This window comes from Nocardioides sp. DN36 (assembly GCF_055380375.1).
In genome coordinates this window covers 2,753,929-2,771,123 of sequence record NZ_AP043823.1, presented here as the reverse complement: position 1 = coordinate 2,771,123, position 17,195 = coordinate 2,753,929, and the positions used below count along the sequence as shown (strand labels likewise).

Sequence of the window (17,195 nt, the reverse complement as noted above, 5' to 3'; positions counted from 1 at the left end):
CTCTCCTCAGCCGCGCAGGCGCGCGGTGATGGCGTGGGCGGCCTCCACGACCAGGCGGGCCTGCTGCTCGTCGGCCTCCTCGGCGTACCGGAAGACCGGCCCCGAGGAGCTCACCGAGCCCAGGACATTGCCGGCGGCGTCGAAGAACGGCGCGGCGATGGAGGCCGCGCCGGTGTTCCTCTCGTTGAGGGACACCGCGTACCCCCGGCTCCGGACCTGCTCGAGCGCCGCGAGGTAGGCGTCGACGTCGAGGTCGGGCTTCAGCGCGGAGAGCTGGCGGACGGCCTCGTCGATGAACGGCTGGGGGAGGTGGGCCAGGATCGCGCGGCTCGAGGCGCCCGAGTGCAGCGGGAAGCGGGGGCCGATCTCGACGACCATCTTCACCTCCTGCGGGCTCTCGTACTGGTCGAGGTAGATCCGCTGGTTGCCGACCAGCACCGACAGGGTGGTGGTCTCGCGGGTGCTGTCGCGCAGCCGGCGCAGGACGGGGGAGGCCACCGACCGCACGTCGAGCTGGCTCCACGCCCGCGCGGCGAGGCCCGCGGCCGCCGGGCCGAGGACGTACGTCGAGTCGCCGGGGACCAGCTGCACCAGGGAGCGCGAGGCGAGCGACTGCAGGATCCGGTGGACCACCGCCTTGCTCAGCGAGAGCGAGCGGGCGATCTTCGAGACGCCCAGCGCGTCGTCGGAGCGCGCGAACAGCAGGAGCACGTCCGCCACCCGGTCCGCGGCCTCCGTCCCGCCCGGCGTCTCGCGGGAGGCGCCCTCCCCGGTCATCGTGCTCATAGGACCCTCACTCTCGCAGCGACGTTTCGCTTAGCGGAACTATAACCCAGCAAATTCTGGAAGCCGAGCCTAGAAATGCCGCGGAAAGCCATGTAATACTCCCAAAAGTAGCCCTCGCAGGGTGGTTCACCCGCTCCGCTGAGCGGAACGGCTCATATCGACCACTGTTCCCGCTAGGGGAACACACACTGTGCCGCAGGCACGGAAGGTAGGTCCAGCACCATGAAGAAGCTCTCCCTCGCCGCGGCCCTGACCGCGGCCACGATGGGTCTGGCGGCGTGTGGCGGATCGGGTGCGTCGGGAGGGACGGGCGACGAGATCATGATCGGTTCCGTGCACCCGCTGACCGGGGCGCTCGCCGGAGTCGGCGCACTGATGAACGACGGCGCGAAGATGGCCGTGGACGACGTCAACGCCGACGGCGGCATCAAGTCGCTGGACGGTCGCAAGCTCACCCTCGGCGAGGGGGACAGCAAGGGCGCTGCCGACACCGGTCAGAGCGAGGCGCAGCGGCTGGTCAGCGACGGCGCGGTGGCGCTGGTCGGCACCTACCAGAGCGACGTCACCGCGAACGTCTCCGCGGTGGCCGAGCGCTCGCGGGTCCCGCTGGTCATCGACGTCGCCGTCGACGACTCGATCCTCGAGCAGGGCTACAAGAACACCTTCCGCATCCAGCCGAACGCGACCAGCATGGGCACCGACGGCGCGGACGACCTGATCGACCTCTCCGAGGCCAACGGCAAGCCGGTCAAGTCGGTGTCCTACATCCACATCGAGGGCGCCTTCGGCCAGAGCGTGTTCGACGCCTTCAAGAAGGAGGCGGAGAGCAAGGGCGTGAAGGTGCTCAAGGAGGTCACCTACCCGGCGACCAACTTCACCGACGCCACCACGCAGGTCAAGGAGGCCGCCTCGGCCGACCCCGACGTCATCGTGGCCACCGGCTACTACCCCGACGAGCTGCTGGTCGCGCAGGCCGTGCAGGCGCTGGACCCCGACATCGACGCGCTCTACGGCGTGGCCAACGGCGCCTTCGACGACGGCTCCTTCCCCGGTGACGCGGGCGCGGCCGGGGAGAACGTGCTCTCGGCCAACTACCACTACGCGGCCACCAACCCCGACGTCGCCGACATCCGCAAGCGGTTCGAGCAGAAGTACGGCAAGCCGATGGAGACCGCCTCGGTGCTCTCCTACCAGGCCGTCATGGTGATCGCCCAGGCGCTGGAGGAGGCCGGCTCCGACGACCCGGAGGACGTCCGCAACGCCATCGCCGACATCGAGGTCGACAAGCCGCTGCTGGCCTTCGACGGCCCGATCAAGTTCGACGAGACCGGTCAGAACGAGAACGCCACGGTCATCGTGATGCAGACCCAGGGCGGCAAGGTCGAGCAGGTCTTCCCCGACCAGTTCGCCACCAGCAAGCCGTCCTACCCGGTCAAGTGACCGGGGCGCACCAGCCGCACCCCGCCACGGAACGGACACCCATGACCGACACCACCACCTCCCCACCGGTGCTCCAGCCGGAGCACGAGAAGGAGCCTCGCGCGCGCCGCGACGTACCCCTGCTGCCGCTCGGCATCGCGGCCGCGGTCGTGGTCGGGCTGGTGCTCGTCTACACGCTGGGCGGCAAGGAGTCCGGGCTGGTCACGCAGTCGATCGCCACCGGCCTGCTGCTCGGCGGTGTCTACGCGCTGGTCTCCGTGGGGCTCACCCTGATCTTCGGGGTGCTGGGCATCGTCAACTTCGCCCAGGGCGCCATGCTCACCCTGTCCATGTACCTCGTCTACGAGCTGGTCACCGGCGCCGGGATCCCGGTGTACGTCGCCACGCTGCTGGCGATCCCGGTGATGTTCCTCTTCGGTGTGGTCGTCCAGGCCGCGCTGCTGAACAAGCTGACGATGGCCGGCAACGAGGAGGGGCCGCTGCTGGTGACCCTGGGCCTCGCGCTGCTGATCGTCAACGTGCTGCTGATGGTCTTCGGCGGCCGGCCCAAGCGGGTGCCGAGCTCGGTCGACGGGTCCTTCCACGTCCTCGACGCGATCGTCTCTTGGGAGCGTCTGATCGCCTTCGTGGGTGCGTTGCTGGTCGCCGGCGCGCTGACCCTGATCCTGCGCGGCACGTCCTTCGGCCTCTCGATCCGGGCGGTCTCGGCCAACACCCAGGGCGCGTCCCTGGTCGGCATCGACGTGCGCCGGATCTACGCGATGACCTTCGGCATCGGCTCGGCCTGCGTGGCCGTGGCCGGCGGGCTCATGGTGCCCTTCCTGAGCCTGACCCCGACGGTCGGTGAGCAGTTCACGATCCTCGCGTTCGTGATCGTCGTGCTCGGCGGTCTCGGCAGCGTCACCGGCGCCGTGGTCGGCGGCCTGGTGATCGGGCTGGTGCAGACCGTGGGCGCGCTCTACCTGCCGGGGACCGGCTCGCTGATCCTGGTCTTCGCGGTCTTCGTGCTCGTCCTGTTCCTCCGCCCGCAAGGCATGTTCGGAGTCAAGCAATGACCGCACTCACCACCGAGCGCCCCCAGCCGGTCCGCACCGACGACCCGCGGCTCGAGGACCGGTCCACGGCGCGCACGTACCTGGCGCTGGTCGTGCTGCTCGCCGTTGCGGCCGTGCTGCCGCTCGTGATCGACGAGCAGACCGAGACGGTCGCGGTCCGGACCCTGATCTTCGCGATCATGGCCGTGGGCTGGAACCTGATGAGCGGCTACGGCGGCATGTTCAGCTTCGGCCACGCCGCGTTCTTCGGCATCGGTGCCTACACCGACGCCTACCTGCTGGTCGAGCACGGCACCTCGCCGTGGATCGCGATGCTGGTCGGCGCGGCCATCTCCGCGGCGGCCGGCACGATCATCGCGTTCCTCTGCCTGCGGTACCGGCTCGCGGGCGCCTACTTCGCGCTCGCGACCTTCGCCTTCGCCGAGGTGTTCCTGCTGGCCGTGCAGAACCTCGACTTCCTGCGGCGCACCGAGGGGTTCAACGTCCCGCTGCTCACCGAGAACTCCTGGTGGATGATGCAGTTCGAGCAGGGCAGCCACAACTACTACTGGATCCCGCTGGCGATCCTGGCCGTCGGCCTGTTCGGCACCGTCGCGTTCGTCTCGTCCCGCACCGGGCAGTACGTCCAGGCCGTCCGCGACGACGAGGTCGCCGCCGCCTCGCTGGGCATCAAGGTGATGCAGGTGCGGCTGGTCACGGTCGCGCTCAGCTGTGCGTTCACCTCGCTGGCCGGCTCCTTCTACACGCAGTACTACTTCTTCGTCGGCCCTGAGCAGGCCTTCGGCTCCGCGGTCTCGGTGAACGCGATCGTGCCGGCGGTGATCGGCGGCATCGGCACAGTCTTCGGGCCGGTCGTCGGCGCGCTGGTGGTCGGCCCGCTCTCGGAGTGGATCGCCAACGTGCTGCGCGAGCCCCCGGCGTTCCTGTCCTTCCTGCAGGGCGTGACCGGGCTCGACGTCGCGGTGTACGCCGTCCTGCTCATCCTCATCGTGCTGTTCATGCCGAAGGGCATCTACGGCACCCTGCGTGATCGGTTCCGCCCATGAGCCTGCTCCAGGTCGAAGACCTCACCAAGTCCTTCGCCGGCCTGACGGCCGTGAGCTCCGTCGACGTCGACGTGCCGGAGCACGAGTTCCTCGGGATCATCGGGCCCAACGGCGCCGGCAAGACCACGCTGTTCTCGCTGCTGGCCGGACAGCTCCCGCCCACCCGCGGCCGGGTCGTGCTCGACGGCAAGGACATCACCGGCTGGTCGCCGGCGAGGATCGCCGACGCCGGGCTGGTGCGCACCTTCCAGCTCATGCGGCCCTTCGAGTCGATGAGCGTGCTGGACAACGTCGCCATCGCGGCGCACCACCGGCGCCGCTCCCGCAAGGCCGCGCGCCGGCACGCGCTGGAGGTCATCGACCGGGTCCAGCTCGACCGCTACGTGCACGCCCCCTCCGGCAGCCTGCCGACCGCGGGGCTCAAGCGGCTCGAGCTGGCCCGCGCGCTGGCGCTGGAGCCGCGGCTGCTGCTGCTCGACGAGGTGCTGGCCGGCCTGGTCCCGGCCGAGCGGGCGCCGATCATCGAGCTGCTGCGCGAGATCCACGCCGACGGCGTGACCGTCATGTTCGTCGAGCACATCATGGCCGCGGTCATGGCGCTGTCCCAGCGACTGCTGGTGATGGCGGAGGGACGCGAGCTCGCGCTCGGCGACCCGCGCGAGGTCGTCGCCGACCCGCGCGTGGTCGAGGCCTACCTCGGAGAGGACTACGCATGATCCTCGAGCTGCAGGACCTGCACGCCGGCTACCGCCGGCTCGAGATCCTCCACGGGCTCTCCCTGCACGTGGACAAGGGCGAGATCGTCTCGCTGATCGGTGCCAACGGTGCCGGCAAGACCACGACGCTGCGCGCGATCCACGGCCTGGTCAGCACCACCGGCGGGCGGATCGTCTTCGACGGCAAGGACGTCCACCGGATGCGGGCCCACCAGATCGTGCGCTCCGGGCTGGTCCACGTCGCCCAGGACCGGGCGCTCTTCGGCGACCTGCAGGTCTCGGAGAACCTCGAGATGGGCGCCTACACCCAGCCCCGGTCCACGGTCCGCGCCTCCCTCGACGAGGTCTTCGACCTGTTCCCGATCCTGGCCACCCGACGCACCCAGCGCGCCAACACGATGTCCGGCGGCCAGCAGCAGATGCTGGCGATCGGCCGGGCGCTGATGGCGCGACCCACGTGCCTGACCCTGGACGAACCGTCGATCGGGCTGGCGCCCAACCTCGTCTCCCAGGTGCTCGAGGCCATCACCCGGATCCGCGACACCGGCGTGACCGTGCTGATCGTGGAGCAGAACGCCTCGCAGGCGCTGGCGATCTCCGACCGTGCCTACGTCGTCGAGAGCGGGTCGATCGTGCTCGAGGGGACCGGCGCCGAGCTCGCCGACGACCCCCGGGTGCGCGAGGCCTACCTGGGGGTCTGATGGCGGAGTTCCTGGTCCACATCGAGATCGTGTGGCCGCCCGAGGCACCCGAGGAGCAGCGCGCGGAGGTCTTCGCCCGCGAGCTCGAGCAGGGGCAACGGCTCGCGCACGCCGGTCAGCTGCGCCGGCTCTGGCGGATCCCGGGACGGTGGGCCAACTGGAGCCTGTACGACGTCGCCGACGCGACCGAGCTGCACGCCGCGCTGAGCTCGTTGCCGCTGTACCCGTGGATGGACATCGAGGTGCACGCCATGGCCGAGCACCCGAACGACCCCCGCGCCCTGGGCAATGAGCCGGGGGCGGGACCGACGACTGGAGGGGACGAGTGACCATGCGCCTGCTGGCGATCACGCCGATCTCGGTGAGCGAGGAGGAGCTCGCCCGACGGCAGCGCCGCTACGACGACCTGTCCCCGGCCGGGGTCACCGTCGTGCTGGAGAACCTCGGGCCGGCGGCCGGCGTCCCGACCGCCCTCGAGACCGACCACGACATCCGTGTCAGCGAGGAGGCGCTCCTCGCGCGCTACCGCGAGGTCGACCCCGCCGGGTGGGACGGCTACCTCCCCGACTGCGTGCTCGACCCGGTCAGCGGGCTCGACCACGGGCTGCCGCGGCCGGTCTTCGGGCTGGGGCGGCTGGCCTCGGCGTTCGTCGCCGGGCAGGGCGCGCGGCTCGGCGCGGTGGCCCGCAACAAGGCCATCGCGGCCGAGCTCGACCGCAAGCTGGGGGAGTACGCCGTGCCGCAGGTCGCCCCGACCGCGGTGCTCGACCTCACGGTCGACGACATCGCCGACGACGCCACCTGGGCCGCCGCCGTCGAGGAGCACGTGCGCGACCTCGAGTGCGACTTCGTGCTCAACGCCTGCTCGGCGGTGGAGGTCGCCGACCAGCACCACGCGCCGTACCTCCTGGACCCGACGCGGACCGCCCTGGCCCTGCTCGGGCTGCGCGGTGAGGCGACGGGAGCGTCGCGGTGAGCGCCGAGTCGGAGGGTCCGGACCTGGTCGTCGCCGGTGCCGGCGGCGGACTGGTGGGGGCGCTGCGGGCGGCCTCGTTGGGGCTCTCGGTGCTGGTCGTGGAGCGCAACGAGCACTTCGCCCGCGGCAACAACACCGCCATGTCGACCGCGATGGTGCCGGGTGCCGGCACGCGGTGGCAGCGCGAGGCCGGGATCGAGGACTCACCCGAGACCTTCGTCGCCGACATCCGCGCCAAGACCCACGGGGAGGTCGACGAGCGGCTGGCCGCGGCGCTCGCCGGGGTGAGCGCCCGTCTGGTCGAGTGGCTTGCCGACGACGTCGGCCTGCCGCTGTCGCTGGTCACCGACTTCCCCTACCCCGGGCACTCGCGCTTCCGGTGCCACACCGTCCCCGGCCGGGCGGGGGAGGCGATGCTGCGCGACATCGTGCGGGCGGTGCGCGAGAGCGACCTGGTCGACCTGATGGTGCCGGCCCGGCTGACCGACGTCGTCGTCGGCGAGGGCGGCGTCGAGGAGGTCGTCGTCGAGTCCCCCCACGGGGAGGAGCGGATCCCCACCCGGGCGGTGGTGCTGGCGACCAACGGCTTCGGCGCCGACACCGATCTCGTGGCGCAGCACCTGCCCGAGATCGCCGGTGCGACGTACCACGGCAGCGAGGGGTCGACCGGCGACGCGCTCGCGATCGGGGCACGGCTGGGGGCGGGGACTGCCTTCCTCGACGCCTACCAGGGTCACGCCGCCCTCACCCCGGCGGCGACGCTCGCGGGCTGGGCCACGGTGATGCACGGCGGCTTCCTGGTGGACCGGGACGGCCGCCGCTTCGGTGACGAGACCACCGGCTACTCCGAGTACGCCGCGCGGCTGGCCGCCCAGCCCGGCGGCAAGGGCTGGATCGTCCTCGACGAGCGCGTCCACGAGGCGTGCCTGGCCTTCGAGGACTACCGGGCCACGGTCGACTCGGGCGTCGTGCGCACCGCCGGGACCGTCGAGGACCTGGCCGCGGCGACGGGAGTCGACGCCGGTGAGCTCGGACGCACCGTCGAGCACGCGCGGGACTGCGCCGAGGGGCGGGCCTCCGACCCCTTCGGCCGGACCGCGTGGGAGGCGCCGCTGCGGGCGCCGTACCGCGCGATCCCGGTGGCCCCCGCCCTGTTCCACACCCAGGGCGGGCTGGTCGTCGACGAGCACGCCCGCGTGATGACCGGGGGCGGGGAGCCGGTGCCGGGCCTCTACGCCTCGGGCGGGGCGGCCGCCGGCATCTCCGGGCACGGCGCCAGCGGCTACCTCGCCGGCAACGGCCTGCTGCCGGCCCTGGGGCTGGCGTTCCTCGCCGCCGAGCACGTGGCGGCCGGGCAGCGGTGACGGAGAAGCGGTGAGCGAGGGGTGATGGACCCGGGCGGCTGGTGACCATCGTCCCTGTCACCGGCCGGTCCCGGTGCACAGGGTGGAGGTGACCCCCGGGAGAGCCTCCATGACCCAGACCGACGTGCCCGCCACGACGTCCGCCACCACCACGTCCGCCACCGCGACGGCCCCTCATCCGCCGCCGCCCGATGACGCCCGCCTCTCCGAGGTGGACGCGCTGGTGGCCACCGCCGAGCACGCGGCCGAGCTGTTCCGCGAGCTCGACCAGGAGCAGGTCGACGCGATCGTCGACGCGATGGTCCGCGCCGGCGTGCGCGCCGCCGCCGAGCTGGCGCAGGTGGCCATCGAGGAGACCGGGTTCGGGGTCTTCGAGGACAAGGTCGTCAAGAACTACGTGGCCACCGAGTTCCTCTCCGACTACCTGCGCGACAAGCGGTCGGTGGGGGTGATCGACGAGGACGTCGAGCGCAACATCGTCCGGGTCGCGGAGCCGATCGGGGTGGTGCTGGCGATCACGCCGGTGACCAACCCGACCTCGACCGTGCTCTACAAGGCGATCGTCGCCGCCAAGACCCGCAACGCGATCGTGTTCCGGCCCTCGCCGTACGCGATCCGCTGCTGCGAGCGGGCGGTCGAGATCCTGCGCGAGGCAGCCGAGGCGGCGGGCCTGCCGCCGGGCGCGCTCCAGGTCATCCCGGACGCCGCGCACGAGGTCACCCACCACCTCTTCAAACACCCGGGCATCGACTTCATCTGGGTGACCGGCGGCCCGAAGATCGTGGCGCTGGCCAACGCCGCGGGGAAGCCGGCGCTCAGCGTCGGCCCCGGCAACGCCCCGATCTACCTGCACCGCACCGCCGACGTCCGCGGCGCGGTCGTCGACATCCTGATCTCCAAGACGTTCGACGCCTCGGTGATCTGCCCGGCCGAGCAGACCTGCATCGTCGACGAGGCGGTGTACGACGACGTGCTGGCCGAGTTCCGCCGGATGGGCGCGCACCTGCTCACCGACGCCGAGGCGGACGCGCTGGTGCAGTTCGCGTTCGGCTGCGAGACCGGCATCGGCGACAAGGTCAACATGGCCGCGCTCGGCCAGCTCGCCCCGTCCCTCGCGGCCCGCGCCGGCCTGCACGTGCCCCCCGAGACCAAGATCCTGCTGGCGCCGCTGCCCTCCGACCTCGAGCAGCTCGCCGCGCACCCGCTGGTGCAGGAGAAGCTGATGCCGGTGCTCGGCCTGGTCAGCTCCCCGAGCGTCGAGCACGGCATCGCGGCCGCGGTGCTGGTCACCGAGCACGGCGGCCTCGGCCACACCTCCGCGGTCTACGCCAACGACGAGTCGGTCGTGGACGCCTACGCGAAGGCCGTGCGCACGGGCCGGATCCTGGTCAACGCCCCGACGGCGGTGGGAGCGCTGGGCGGGGTCTACAACAACCTGACCCCGACGTTCTCCCTCGGCTGCGGCACCTGGGGCGGCTCGACGACGACCGAGAACGTCAACTACCTCCAGCTGCTCAACATCAAGACCGTCTCCCACCGGCGCACGCCGCCGCAGTGGTTCCGGGTCCCCGCCAACACCTACTTCAACGCCGGTGCGCTGGAGAACCTGCGCGACCTCGAGTGCGAGACGGCGGTCATCGTCACCGACGCGGACAGCGAGCGCCGCGGCGTGGTGGACCTGCTGCGCGGCAAGCTGCGCACCCAGCACGTGCAGGTGTTCAGCGAGGTCGAGCCCGAGCCCACCGAGGCGATCATCCGGGCCGGCGTCGCCCTGCTCGACCGGGCCCGGCCCGACCTCCTGGTCGCGGTCGGCGGCGGCTCGGTGATGGACGCGGCGAAGGCGATGCGGCTGTTCTATGAGCACCCCGAGAAGACGCTGGACGACCTCACCCTGCCCTTCCTCGACCCGCGCAAGCGGGTGGCCGACTACCCGCGCGACGCGCACACGGTGCAGCTGGTGGCGATCCCCACCACGTCCGGCACCGGCTCGGAGGTCTCACCGGCCGCGGTGATCACGGTGGGGGAGCACAAGGAGACGCTCGTCGACTACTGCCTGGTGCCGGACATCGCGATCGTCGACCCGCTGCTCACCCTGAGCATGCCGATGTCGGTCACGGTCGACAGCGGCATCGACGCGCTCACCCACGCCCTCGAGGCGGCGGTCTCGATCTTCGCCTCGCCGTACACCGACGCCTTCTGCGTGCAGGCCGCCCGGCTGATCTTCGACGCCCTGCCCCGGGTGCACGACGACCCGAGTGACCTCGCGGCCCGCACCGACATGGCGAACGCGGCGACCCTGGCGGGGCTGGCGTTCTCCAACGCGTTCGTCGGCACCAACCACGCCCTCGCGCACGCGGTCGGGGCGCGATTCGGGATCGCGCACGGCCGCGCCAACGGGCTCTTCCTGCCGCACGTGCTGCGCTACAACGCCGGCCTGCCCAGCAAGTTCATGCCCGCCCCGGGCTACTCGGCGTACGTCGCCCCGGAGAAGTACGCCCAGCTCGGCCGGGTGGTCTTCGGCGGGCGGGAGCCCGAGGAGAGCAGGCGGCGGCTCTTCCAGGGGGTGGAGGACCTGCTGGAGGAGCTCGAGATGCCGCGCTCGATGCGGGCGCTCGGGATCCCCGAGGACGAGTTCGAGGCCGCGCTGCCGGACCTGGTGATGACCGCCTTCTCCGACCTGAGCAACCGCACCAACCCGCGGATGCCGCTGCTGGAGGAGCTGACCACACTGCTGCGGCTCGGGTACGACGGCGGTGAGCGTCGTGCCGACTGACTCCGCCACCCGGTCGGTGGTGGTGAAGGCGCCGTTCGCGGAGGTGCTCGCCACGATCCGCGACGTCGAGTCGCAGGCCGACTGGATCCCCGAGATCCTGGAGGCCGATCTGCTCGAGGTCTACGAGGACGACGAGCTGCCGGCGACGGCCCGGTTCAAGGCGTCGGCCACGGTCGGCACCGACGAGTACACGCTGAGCTACGAGCACACCGACACCACGATGAGCTGGACGATGGTCGAGGGGAAGATGCAGACGGGGCAGGAGGGCTGCTACACCCTCGACGAGCTCGACACCGGCCGCACCTCGGTGACCTACGAGCTGACGATCCACCACAACCTGCCGCTGCCCGGCTTCCTGCGTCGCCGTGTCATCAACGGGCTGGTGGAGAGCACCCTCGGCGGGCTGCAGCGCTACCTCGAGGCGACCCCGCACGGGTCCTGACTCCCCGAAAGGGGCGATGTGCCCGCCCCGGAGATCTGCACAGGGTGGAGACGCCCCCCCCGACCCAGGAGATGAAGCCATGACCTTCCGCTACCGGGCGCGCCTGGCGGTCGCCACGCTGCTCACGCTCGTCGTCGCCGGCGCCGGCCTCGGCTCCGCCGGGAGCGCCGGGGCCCAGCCGGCGCACCACCGCCACCACCACCGCCAGCTCACGGTCATGACCCAGAACCTCTACCTCGGCTCGCCGCTCGACCCGGCGCTGACCGCGACCACGCCGACGGAGTTCGTGACCGCCGTGGCGCAGATCTACGGCACCGCGGTCGCCACGAACTTCCCGAAGCGGGCGCAGGCGATCGCCGACACCGTGGCCACCGAGGAGCCCGACCTGGTCGGGCTGCAGGAGGTCACCAAGTGGATCGCGCAGCCGCTGGTCGCCGGGGCGAACCCGCCGAGCTACGACTTCCTGAAGATCCTGCGCGCGGCGCTGGCCGAGCGGGGCCTGCACTACCGCGTCGCCGCGGTGACGAAGAACGCCGACATCGGGCCGGCGCCGCTGGTGTCCCCGACCTTCGGGTGCGGCGTGCCGACCTCGCCGACCACCCCGCAGTGCGTGGTGACGCTGCAGGACCGCGACCTGATCCTGGTGAACCGGGACACCCGGCACCTGTACGTGCGGCACTCGCGCAGCGGTGACTACAAGACGCAGCAGGAGTTCACCCCGCCGGAGTCGGTGCCGGTGTCCTTCGCGCGCGGGTGGGCCGCGATCGACGCGTCGTACTTCGGCACCCGCTTCCGGTTCCTCACCACGCACCTGGAGATCGAGCAGTTCGCCCCCGTGCAGGAGGCGCAGGCCAGGGAGTTCCTGCGGGGGCCGGCGCACGTGTGGCGCCCGGTCATCGCCGTCGGCGACTTCAACTCGGCGGCCGACCCGGCCACGACCAGCACGCCGACCGCGACGTACTCGCTGCTGACCAAGCGGTGGTTCCACGACGCCTGGAACGTCAACGGCGACGACCCGGGGCTGACCTGCTGCCAGAACGGCACGCTGAGCAACCCCACGTCCCAGCTGAAGACGCGGATCGACCTGGTGCTCGCCCACGGGTGGGTGCGGTCGCTGTCCGCACACGTCGTGGACGACGAGGCGATCGACACGACGCCGCCGCTGTGGCCCTCCGACCACGCGGGCGTGGTGGCCACGCTGCGGCTCCCGCGGCCGCACCACTGACTTGATGCTGGTCACACAGCGCGCAACATCGGATCAATCCCGAGGAAACATGTGTTGGGGAGAGTGGAAGCCCCCACTCTCCCGAGGAGACACATGACCCGCCTGATCGATGACCTGAACACCCTGCACGCCTCGTACGTCGACGCGATCAACGCCGCCGTCGCCGAGAACGACCTGACCCGCGCCGACGAGCTCGCGGCCGGCTACGACACCGACGCCATCCGGATGATCGCCGAGCGCGAGGGTCGCACCGACCTGCTGCCGATCCGTCGCCCGGAGCGCCCGGACACCCCGCTGCGCCGCCTGGTGGCGAAGCTGGGTGCGCTGCGCGCCGCCTGAGGCCGCTTCGCACTGTTACCTGAAACACGTGCTGCGGGCTAGGGCCGTGTCCGCAAAACGCCTCGTGGCCTCTGGCGCCGCCCCTAGGGTCTGGCTGGCAATCAGCCATCCGAGACAAGGGAACGCGTGTTCAAGAACACCCTGCCCGCATTCGCTGCGGGCGCCGTCTTCGCCGTCGCCGTGGCCGGTGGCGGCGCAGTCGCCTTCGCCACGAACCACGACGACACCGCGGCCCGCAGCGGCAGCACACCCCGGACCGGCGCGTACGACGCCACCGGGACCGCGCTCGACATGGACGGGAACGGCCTGACCGACGCCATCGCCGTCATGCTCAAGTGCCCGAAGGGCACCCAGATGACCGGTGGTGGTGGCGGTGACCTCACCAGCACGGGCTACCAGCTGATCAACGCGCCCGACAAGGGCGAGAAGTGGATCTACGCCGTCGGTGTCTCCGAGGACGTCGACGAGGACCCCGACAACGTCTTCGGGTCGATCGTCTGCTTCAGCAAGGACGGCACGCACCTCGGCGGCTCGTACCGCACGTCCACGACCGTGCCCAGCCAGGCGGTCACCGGCGAGACCCTGGCGCTGCTGCGCGAGGCCGTCGCCCGCAACGCTCGCTGACGCACGGCGTCGAACATGATCGTGGAGGCCTTGGCGCACCGGGTGCGCCAAGGCCTCCACGATCTTCGGCCCCGGTCGACGGGAGGGGCTACGGTCACGCCCGTGCCCGACCCGATCTTCAGCGACCGCCGCCTGGCGGAGGTCTACGACCCGTTGGACCCCGACCGCAGCGACCTCGAGGTGTACGCCGCGATCGCCGACGAGCTCGGTGCCGAGCGGGTCCTCGACGTCGGCTGCGGGACCGGCACGTTCGCGTGCCTGCTCGCGGGGCGCGGTCTCGAGGTGACCGGCGTCGACCCGGCCGGCGCCTCGCTCGAGGTGGCCCGCCGCAAGCCGCACGCGGAGCGGGTCACCTGGCTCCACGGCGACGCCACCATCCTCCCGTCGCTGCAGGTCGACCTGGCGACCATGACCGCCAACGTCGCACAGGTGTTCCTGACCGACGACGACCTCGCGGCCACCCTCGCCGGCGTACGCACCGCGCTCCGGCCCGGCGGTCACCTGGTCCTGGAGACCCGCGTGCCCGAGCGCCGAGCCTGGGAGGAGTGGACGCCCGAGCTGACCCGGTCCCGCGCCGACGTCCCGGGCGTGGGTGGCGTCGAGACCTGGTGCGAGGTCACCGACGTGAGCGGCGACCTGGTGTCGTTCCGCTGGACCACCGTGTTCGACTCCGACGGCGCCGTCCTGACCTCGGACTCGACGCTACGCTTCCGCAGCCGGGACGAGATGGCGGACGCCTTGCGCGGCGCCGGGTTCGCGGTCGTCGACGTGCGCGACGCCCCGGACCGGCCGGGACGCGAGCTGGTGTTCGTCGCCCGCCGGGACTGACCCGCCGGGACTGGCCCTTGCCGTCAGTGCGCGGCTTCGAGCAGCTTGCGTCGCAGCGTCATCGTGGCGCGGCTGTGCAGCTGGCTGACCCGGGACTCCGTCACCCCGAGCACCTGCCCGATCTCGGCGAGGGTCAGCCGGTCCCAGTAGTAGAGCGCCACCACGATCTGGTCGCGCTGCGGCAGCTCGCGCACGGCCGCGAGGAAGCCGGGCGGGATGTCGTCGTCGGCGCCGGGCAGGTCGACCGCGGCGGCGCGGGGTGTGTCCTCGTCGTCGAGCGTGGCGGCCTCGTAGCTCACGACGCTGGTGTTGGCGGTCTGGGCGTACATCGCCCGCAGCTCGGCGACCGTGATGTCGAGCTCGGCGGCCACCTCGGGGTCCTTGGGGGCGCGGCCGAGCCGGCGCTCCAGCCGGGCCTGGGCCGCGTCGATGTCGCGGATCTTCTCGCGCACCGAGCGGGGGACCCAGTCGCCGGCGCGGAGCCCGTCGACGATCGCGCCGCGGATGCGGGAGACGGCGTACGTCTGGAACTGCAGGCCGCGGGCCGGGTCGAACTTGTCGATCGCGTCCATCAGCCCGATGACCCCGTCGGAGACCAGGTCGTTCTGGTCGACCGAGGAGGGCAGGCCCGAGCGGACGCGACCGGCGACGTACTTCACCAGGGGGGAGTACTGCAGGACCAGGCGGTCGCGCGCGTCCTTGTCTCCGGAGTCCTTGAAGCGCTGCCAGAGCAGGTCGACCGAGTTGTCCGCGGTGTCCACGTCGTCCTCCCCCGAGGGTCGCGACCGCCGGTCGGCCGGTTGCCCCGGGGTCAGGCTAACCGAACGATCAGCCCTCGTACTCGAAGTGCCACGGCTCCGGCCGGCTGCCGCCCGGCTCGGCCCAGGACGGGTGGCGCCACCCGAAGGCCGGCCCGTGCGCCAGCATCCACGCGTGCTCGGCGCTGTCGAAGCTCTCGATGCCGCCGCACAGGTCGACCGCGAGACCCCAGCCGTGCACCGACGTGCCGGGGGTGGCGGTGAGGTTCGGCTTGAGCACGTGCACGCGTTCCTGGCCGTCGCGGGAGCGGTAGGAGTCGGTGATGCACAGGTCCGCGCCGTTGTCCTCCGCGAACGCCGCACCCATCAGCCGGAAGGCGACCGCCGCGTCGCAGCGCAGCAGCTGGCCGCCGTCGGAGGTCGCGGCGCACAGCGCGCTGTCGGGGACCTCGCCGTTGGGGTACGTCGCTCGCGGCGCCTCGGGCAGCTCGAGCACCTGGGCCGGGTCGACCGCGATGCCGTCGAGGCGGACCTCGAGGTGCAGGTGCGGGCCGGTGGTGTTGCCCAGCGAGCCCACGAGGCCGACCGGATCGCCGGCGTGCAGGGTCTGGCCGTCGGTCACGTCGACGCGGGACAGGTGGGCGTAGAGCGTCTCGACGCCGCCGCCGTGGTCGATGCGGACCAGGTTGCCTGCCCAGTCCGGGTGCTCGATCGTCACCGTGCCGGAGCCGGCGGCGACGACCGGGGTGCCGGTGGGCGCCGCGAAGTCCTGGCCGGTGTGCTCACCCGACGACCACAGCCCGCCGGCGTCGCCGAACCCTGCGGAGAGCCGGTAGGAACCGGCGGTCATCGGGATCCGCAGCGGGCCGGAGCCGTCGACCGCGGGGGAGGGGGCGGCCGGCCCGCACACCCCGCCGGAGGGCGGTGCCGGGTTGTCGCCGGACTGGTGGAGGGTGGCGCGGCGCACGCCGAGCACGCGCGCCGGCAGCGGCTGGACCGCGGCGGTGCCGGTAGCGGGGTCGGCGACGATCATGCGGCCGGTGCCCACGTAGACACCGGTCTGCTCCAGCCCGTCCTGCCGGCCGCCGAGGACGACCACGTCGCCCACCTGGATCGAGGCGCGCGGGACCGCGCGCAGGTCCTGCCACTGGCCGGTGACGTCGGCGGGCAGGGTGACCGAGGTGCCCCAGGCGTTGGCGAGCAGGCCGCCGCACGCGTACGTCATGGCGTCGACGCCGTCGGGCACGGTCGGCAGCCCGACGCGGTGGAAGGCCTCCGACACCGCCCGGACGGTCTCGGCGGGCACGACCGTGACCGGGCGACCGTCAGGCGTGCGCGCCTGCGCGATCCCCGGGACGGGGTGGTGGCTGGTGACCCGGACCGGCTCGAGCGGGGCGGCCAGGTGCCCGGCGTCGGCCAGCTCGTCGGCCGGGGGCGGGACCACCGCGGCGGAGCCGACGCTGCGCAAGTAGCGCTCCCACGTCCTGAGGGCGAGCCGGTTGCGCCGGTCCTGCGCGCGGTCGGTGACGTCGTACGTCGCCTGGAACTGCGAGCGACGGATCGCGGCGTCCACCACCTGGCGGGCCGACCACGTCGCCTCGATGCGCTCCTGTCGGCGCTGGGCCTTCTCCCAGGCCAGCCGGTCCTGCTCAGCCGTGGTGATCGCGTCGTCGAGCGCTCCCTGCACCATCTCGGCCAGCTGGCGGGCCGACTCTGCGTCGGCCGCGGCCTCGGTGGCGCGGTCCACGTCGGACTCGCCGGGGTCGATCAGGTTGCCCACTGCGTGCAGCACGCCGCCCTGCTCGTTGGCGACCTTCGCGCGCAGCTCGGTCGCGACGGCGGCGGCCTGCTCGGCGTTCGCGGAGAGCCGCTCGGCCTGGGCGCTGAGCGCGGAGACCCGCTCGCGGGCCGCGGCGTACGCGGCGTAGGTGTCCTGCACCTTCTGCTGGACCTCGACGGTGCGCGCGGGTGCGGACACCTCGGAGGCGCTTCCCGTGGCTGCGTTCGAGGGGGAGGGAAGGAGCGCCAGGGCCAGGGCGGCGAGCAGCGTCGACCGGTGCGAGAGCGGTGCGCGGGCGCGGCCGAGGGCCATGGTGTCCTTCCTTGGGGTGGTGCGGTGGGT

The 17,195-nt window shown here is 72.1% G+C and carries 17 protein-coding genes; 14 read left to right on the top strand and 3 right to left on the bottom strand.

What is annotated here, in order from left to right; translation table 11 throughout:
* Positions 1 to 6: 6 nt before the first annotated feature.
* On the bottom strand, positions 7 to 786 hold the full coding sequence (locus ACZ43H_RS14185; protein ID WP_464583794.1) for an IclR family transcriptional regulator: 780 nt from the start codon (positions 784 to 786) through the stop codon (positions 7 to 9).
* A 222-nt stretch (positions 787 to 1,008) separates the two neighbouring features.
* Here ACZ43H_RS14185 and ACZ43H_RS14180 point away from each other — a divergent pair, with 222 nt between their 5' ends.
* The 14 genes from ACZ43H_RS14180 to ACZ43H_RS14115 all read left to right on the top strand — a co-directional run bounded on the left by ACZ43H_RS14180 (position 1,009) and on the right by ACZ43H_RS14115 (position 14,315).
* Entirely contained in the window at positions 1,009 to 2,226 is a 1,218-nt protein-coding gene (locus tag ACZ43H_RS14180) for an ABC transporter substrate-binding protein (protein WP_464583793.1), read from the top strand.
* A 41-nt stretch (positions 2,227 to 2,267) separates the two neighbouring features.
* A complete protein-coding gene (locus ACZ43H_RS14175; protein ID WP_464583791.1) occupies positions 2,268 to 3,281 on the top strand; it encodes a branched-chain amino acid ABC transporter permease in 1,014 nt (337 codons plus the stop codon).
* Complete coding sequence (locus ACZ43H_RS14170) at positions 3,278 to 4,327, top strand: branched-chain amino acid ABC transporter permease (protein ID WP_464583789.1); 1,050 nt, start codon at positions 3,278 to 3,280, stop codon at positions 4,325 to 4,327. The genes ACZ43H_RS14175 and ACZ43H_RS14170 overlap by 4 nt, the downstream gene beginning before the upstream one ends.
* On the top strand, positions 4,324 to 5,043 hold the full coding sequence (locus ACZ43H_RS14165; protein WP_464583787.1) for an ABC transporter ATP-binding protein: 720 nt from the start codon (positions 4,324 to 4,326) through the stop codon (positions 5,041 to 5,043). Before ACZ43H_RS14170 ends, ACZ43H_RS14165 begins: the two co-directional genes overlap by 4 nt.
* On the top strand, positions 5,040 to 5,744 hold the full coding sequence (locus ACZ43H_RS14160; RefSeq protein ID WP_464583785.1) for an ABC transporter ATP-binding protein: 705 nt from the start codon (positions 5,040 to 5,042) through the stop codon (positions 5,742 to 5,744). Before ACZ43H_RS14165 ends, ACZ43H_RS14160 begins: the two co-directional genes overlap by 4 nt.
* Positions 5,744 to 6,073: a muconolactone Delta-isomerase gene (locus ACZ43H_RS14155; RefSeq protein WP_464583783.1), complete on the top strand. Its 330-nt coding sequence runs from the start codon at positions 5,744 to 5,746 to the stop codon at positions 6,071 to 6,073. The genes ACZ43H_RS14160 and ACZ43H_RS14155 overlap by 1 nt, the downstream gene beginning before the upstream one ends.
* Positions 6,074 to 6,075: 2 nt before the next feature.
* Positions 6,076 to 6,720, top strand: a complete 645-nt coding sequence (locus tag ACZ43H_RS14150) for a hypothetical protein (protein ID WP_464583781.1) — start codon at positions 6,076 to 6,078, stop codon at positions 6,718 to 6,720.
* Positions 6,717 to 8,084, top strand: coding sequence for an FAD-dependent oxidoreductase (locus ACZ43H_RS14145; protein WP_464583779.1), 1,368 nt, complete (start codon positions 6,717 to 6,719; stop codon positions 8,082 to 8,084). Before ACZ43H_RS14150 ends, ACZ43H_RS14145 begins: the two co-directional genes overlap by 4 nt.
* A 109-nt stretch (positions 8,085 to 8,193) precedes the next feature.
* Positions 8,194 to 10,857 (top strand): bifunctional acetaldehyde-CoA/alcohol dehydrogenase, encoded by a 2,664-nt coding sequence (gene adhE / locus ACZ43H_RS14140; protein WP_464583777.1) that lies wholly within the window; start codon positions 8,194 to 8,196, stop codon positions 10,855 to 10,857.
* On the top strand, positions 10,847 to 11,299 hold the full coding sequence (locus ACZ43H_RS14135; protein ID WP_464583775.1) for an SRPBCC family protein: 453 nt from the start codon (positions 10,847 to 10,849) through the stop codon (positions 11,297 to 11,299). Before adhE ends, ACZ43H_RS14135 begins: the two co-directional genes overlap by 11 nt.
* A 79-nt stretch (positions 11,300 to 11,378) precedes the next feature.
* Positions 11,379 to 12,524, top strand: a complete 1,146-nt coding sequence (locus ACZ43H_RS14130) for an endonuclease/exonuclease/phosphatase family protein (protein ID WP_464583773.1) — start codon at positions 11,379 to 11,381, stop codon at positions 12,522 to 12,524.
* Positions 12,525 to 12,617: 93 nt separating this feature from the next.
* Positions 12,618 to 12,863, top strand: a complete 246-nt coding sequence (locus ACZ43H_RS14125) for a hypothetical protein (protein ID WP_464583771.1) — start codon at positions 12,618 to 12,620, stop codon at positions 12,861 to 12,863.
* Positions 12,864 to 12,989: 126 nt separating this feature from the next.
* Positions 12,990 to 13,487, top strand: a complete 498-nt coding sequence (locus tag ACZ43H_RS14120; protein ID WP_464583769.1) for a hypothetical protein — start codon at positions 12,990 to 12,992, stop codon at positions 13,485 to 13,487.
* 102 nt (positions 13,488 to 13,589) lie between these two features.
* Positions 13,590 to 14,315, top strand: coding sequence for a class I SAM-dependent methyltransferase (locus tag ACZ43H_RS14115; protein WP_464583767.1), 726 nt, complete (start codon positions 13,590 to 13,592; stop codon positions 14,313 to 14,315).
* 23 nt (positions 14,316 to 14,338) lie between these two features.
* Here the strand turns inward: ACZ43H_RS14115 and ACZ43H_RS14110 are convergent, their stop codons facing one another.
* Complete coding sequence (locus ACZ43H_RS14110; protein ID WP_464583766.1) at positions 14,339 to 15,076, bottom strand: FliA/WhiG family RNA polymerase sigma factor; 738 nt, start codon at positions 15,074 to 15,076, stop codon at positions 14,339 to 14,341.
* Positions 15,077 to 15,143: 67 nt separating this feature from the next.
* On the bottom strand, positions 15,144 to 17,165 hold the full coding sequence (locus ACZ43H_RS14105) for a peptidoglycan DD-metalloendopeptidase family protein (RefSeq protein WP_464583764.1): 2,022 nt from the start codon (positions 17,163 to 17,165) through the stop codon (positions 15,144 to 15,146).
* Between the last annotated feature and the right edge of the window lie 30 nt (positions 17,166 to 17,195).

Coding starts and splice junctions, on each gene's coding strand:
- ACZ43H_RS14185 (WP_464583794.1), bottom strand. CDS start 786: ATGAGCACGATGACCGGGGAGGGCGCCTCCCGCGAGACGCCGGGCGGG.
- ACZ43H_RS14180 (WP_464583793.1), top strand. CDS start 1,009: ATGAAGAAGCTCTCCCTCGCCGCGGCCCTGACCGCGGCCACGATGGGT.
- ACZ43H_RS14175 (WP_464583791.1), top strand. CDS start 2,268: ATGACCGACACCACCACCTCCCCACCGGTGCTCCAGCCGGAGCACGAG.
- ACZ43H_RS14170 (WP_464583789.1), top strand. CDS start 3,278: ATGACCGCACTCACCACCGAGCGCCCCCAGCCGGTCCGCACCGACGAC.
- ACZ43H_RS14165 (WP_464583787.1), top strand. CDS start 4,324: ATGAGCCTGCTCCAGGTCGAAGACCTCACCAAGTCCTTCGCCGGCCTG.
- ACZ43H_RS14160 (WP_464583785.1), top strand. CDS start 5,040: ATGATCCTCGAGCTGCAGGACCTGCACGCCGGCTACCGCCGGCTCGAG.
- ACZ43H_RS14155 (WP_464583783.1), top strand. CDS start 5,744: ATGGCGGAGTTCCTGGTCCACATCGAGATCGTGTGGCCGCCCGAGGCA.
- ACZ43H_RS14150 (WP_464583781.1), top strand. CDS start 6,076: ATGCGCCTGCTGGCGATCACGCCGATCTCGGTGAGCGAGGAGGAGCTC.
- adhE (WP_464583777.1), top strand. CDS start 8,194: ATGACCCAGACCGACGTGCCCGCCACGACGTCCGCCACCACCACGTCC.
- ACZ43H_RS14130 (WP_464583773.1), top strand. CDS start 11,379: ATGACCTTCCGCTACCGGGCGCGCCTGGCGGTCGCCACGCTGCTCACG.
- ACZ43H_RS14125 (WP_464583771.1), top strand. CDS start 12,618: ATGACCCGCCTGATCGATGACCTGAACACCCTGCACGCCTCGTACGTC.
- ACZ43H_RS14105 (WP_464583764.1), bottom strand. CDS start 17,165: ATGGCCCTCGGCCGCGCCCGCGCACCGCTCTCGCACCGGTCGACGCTG.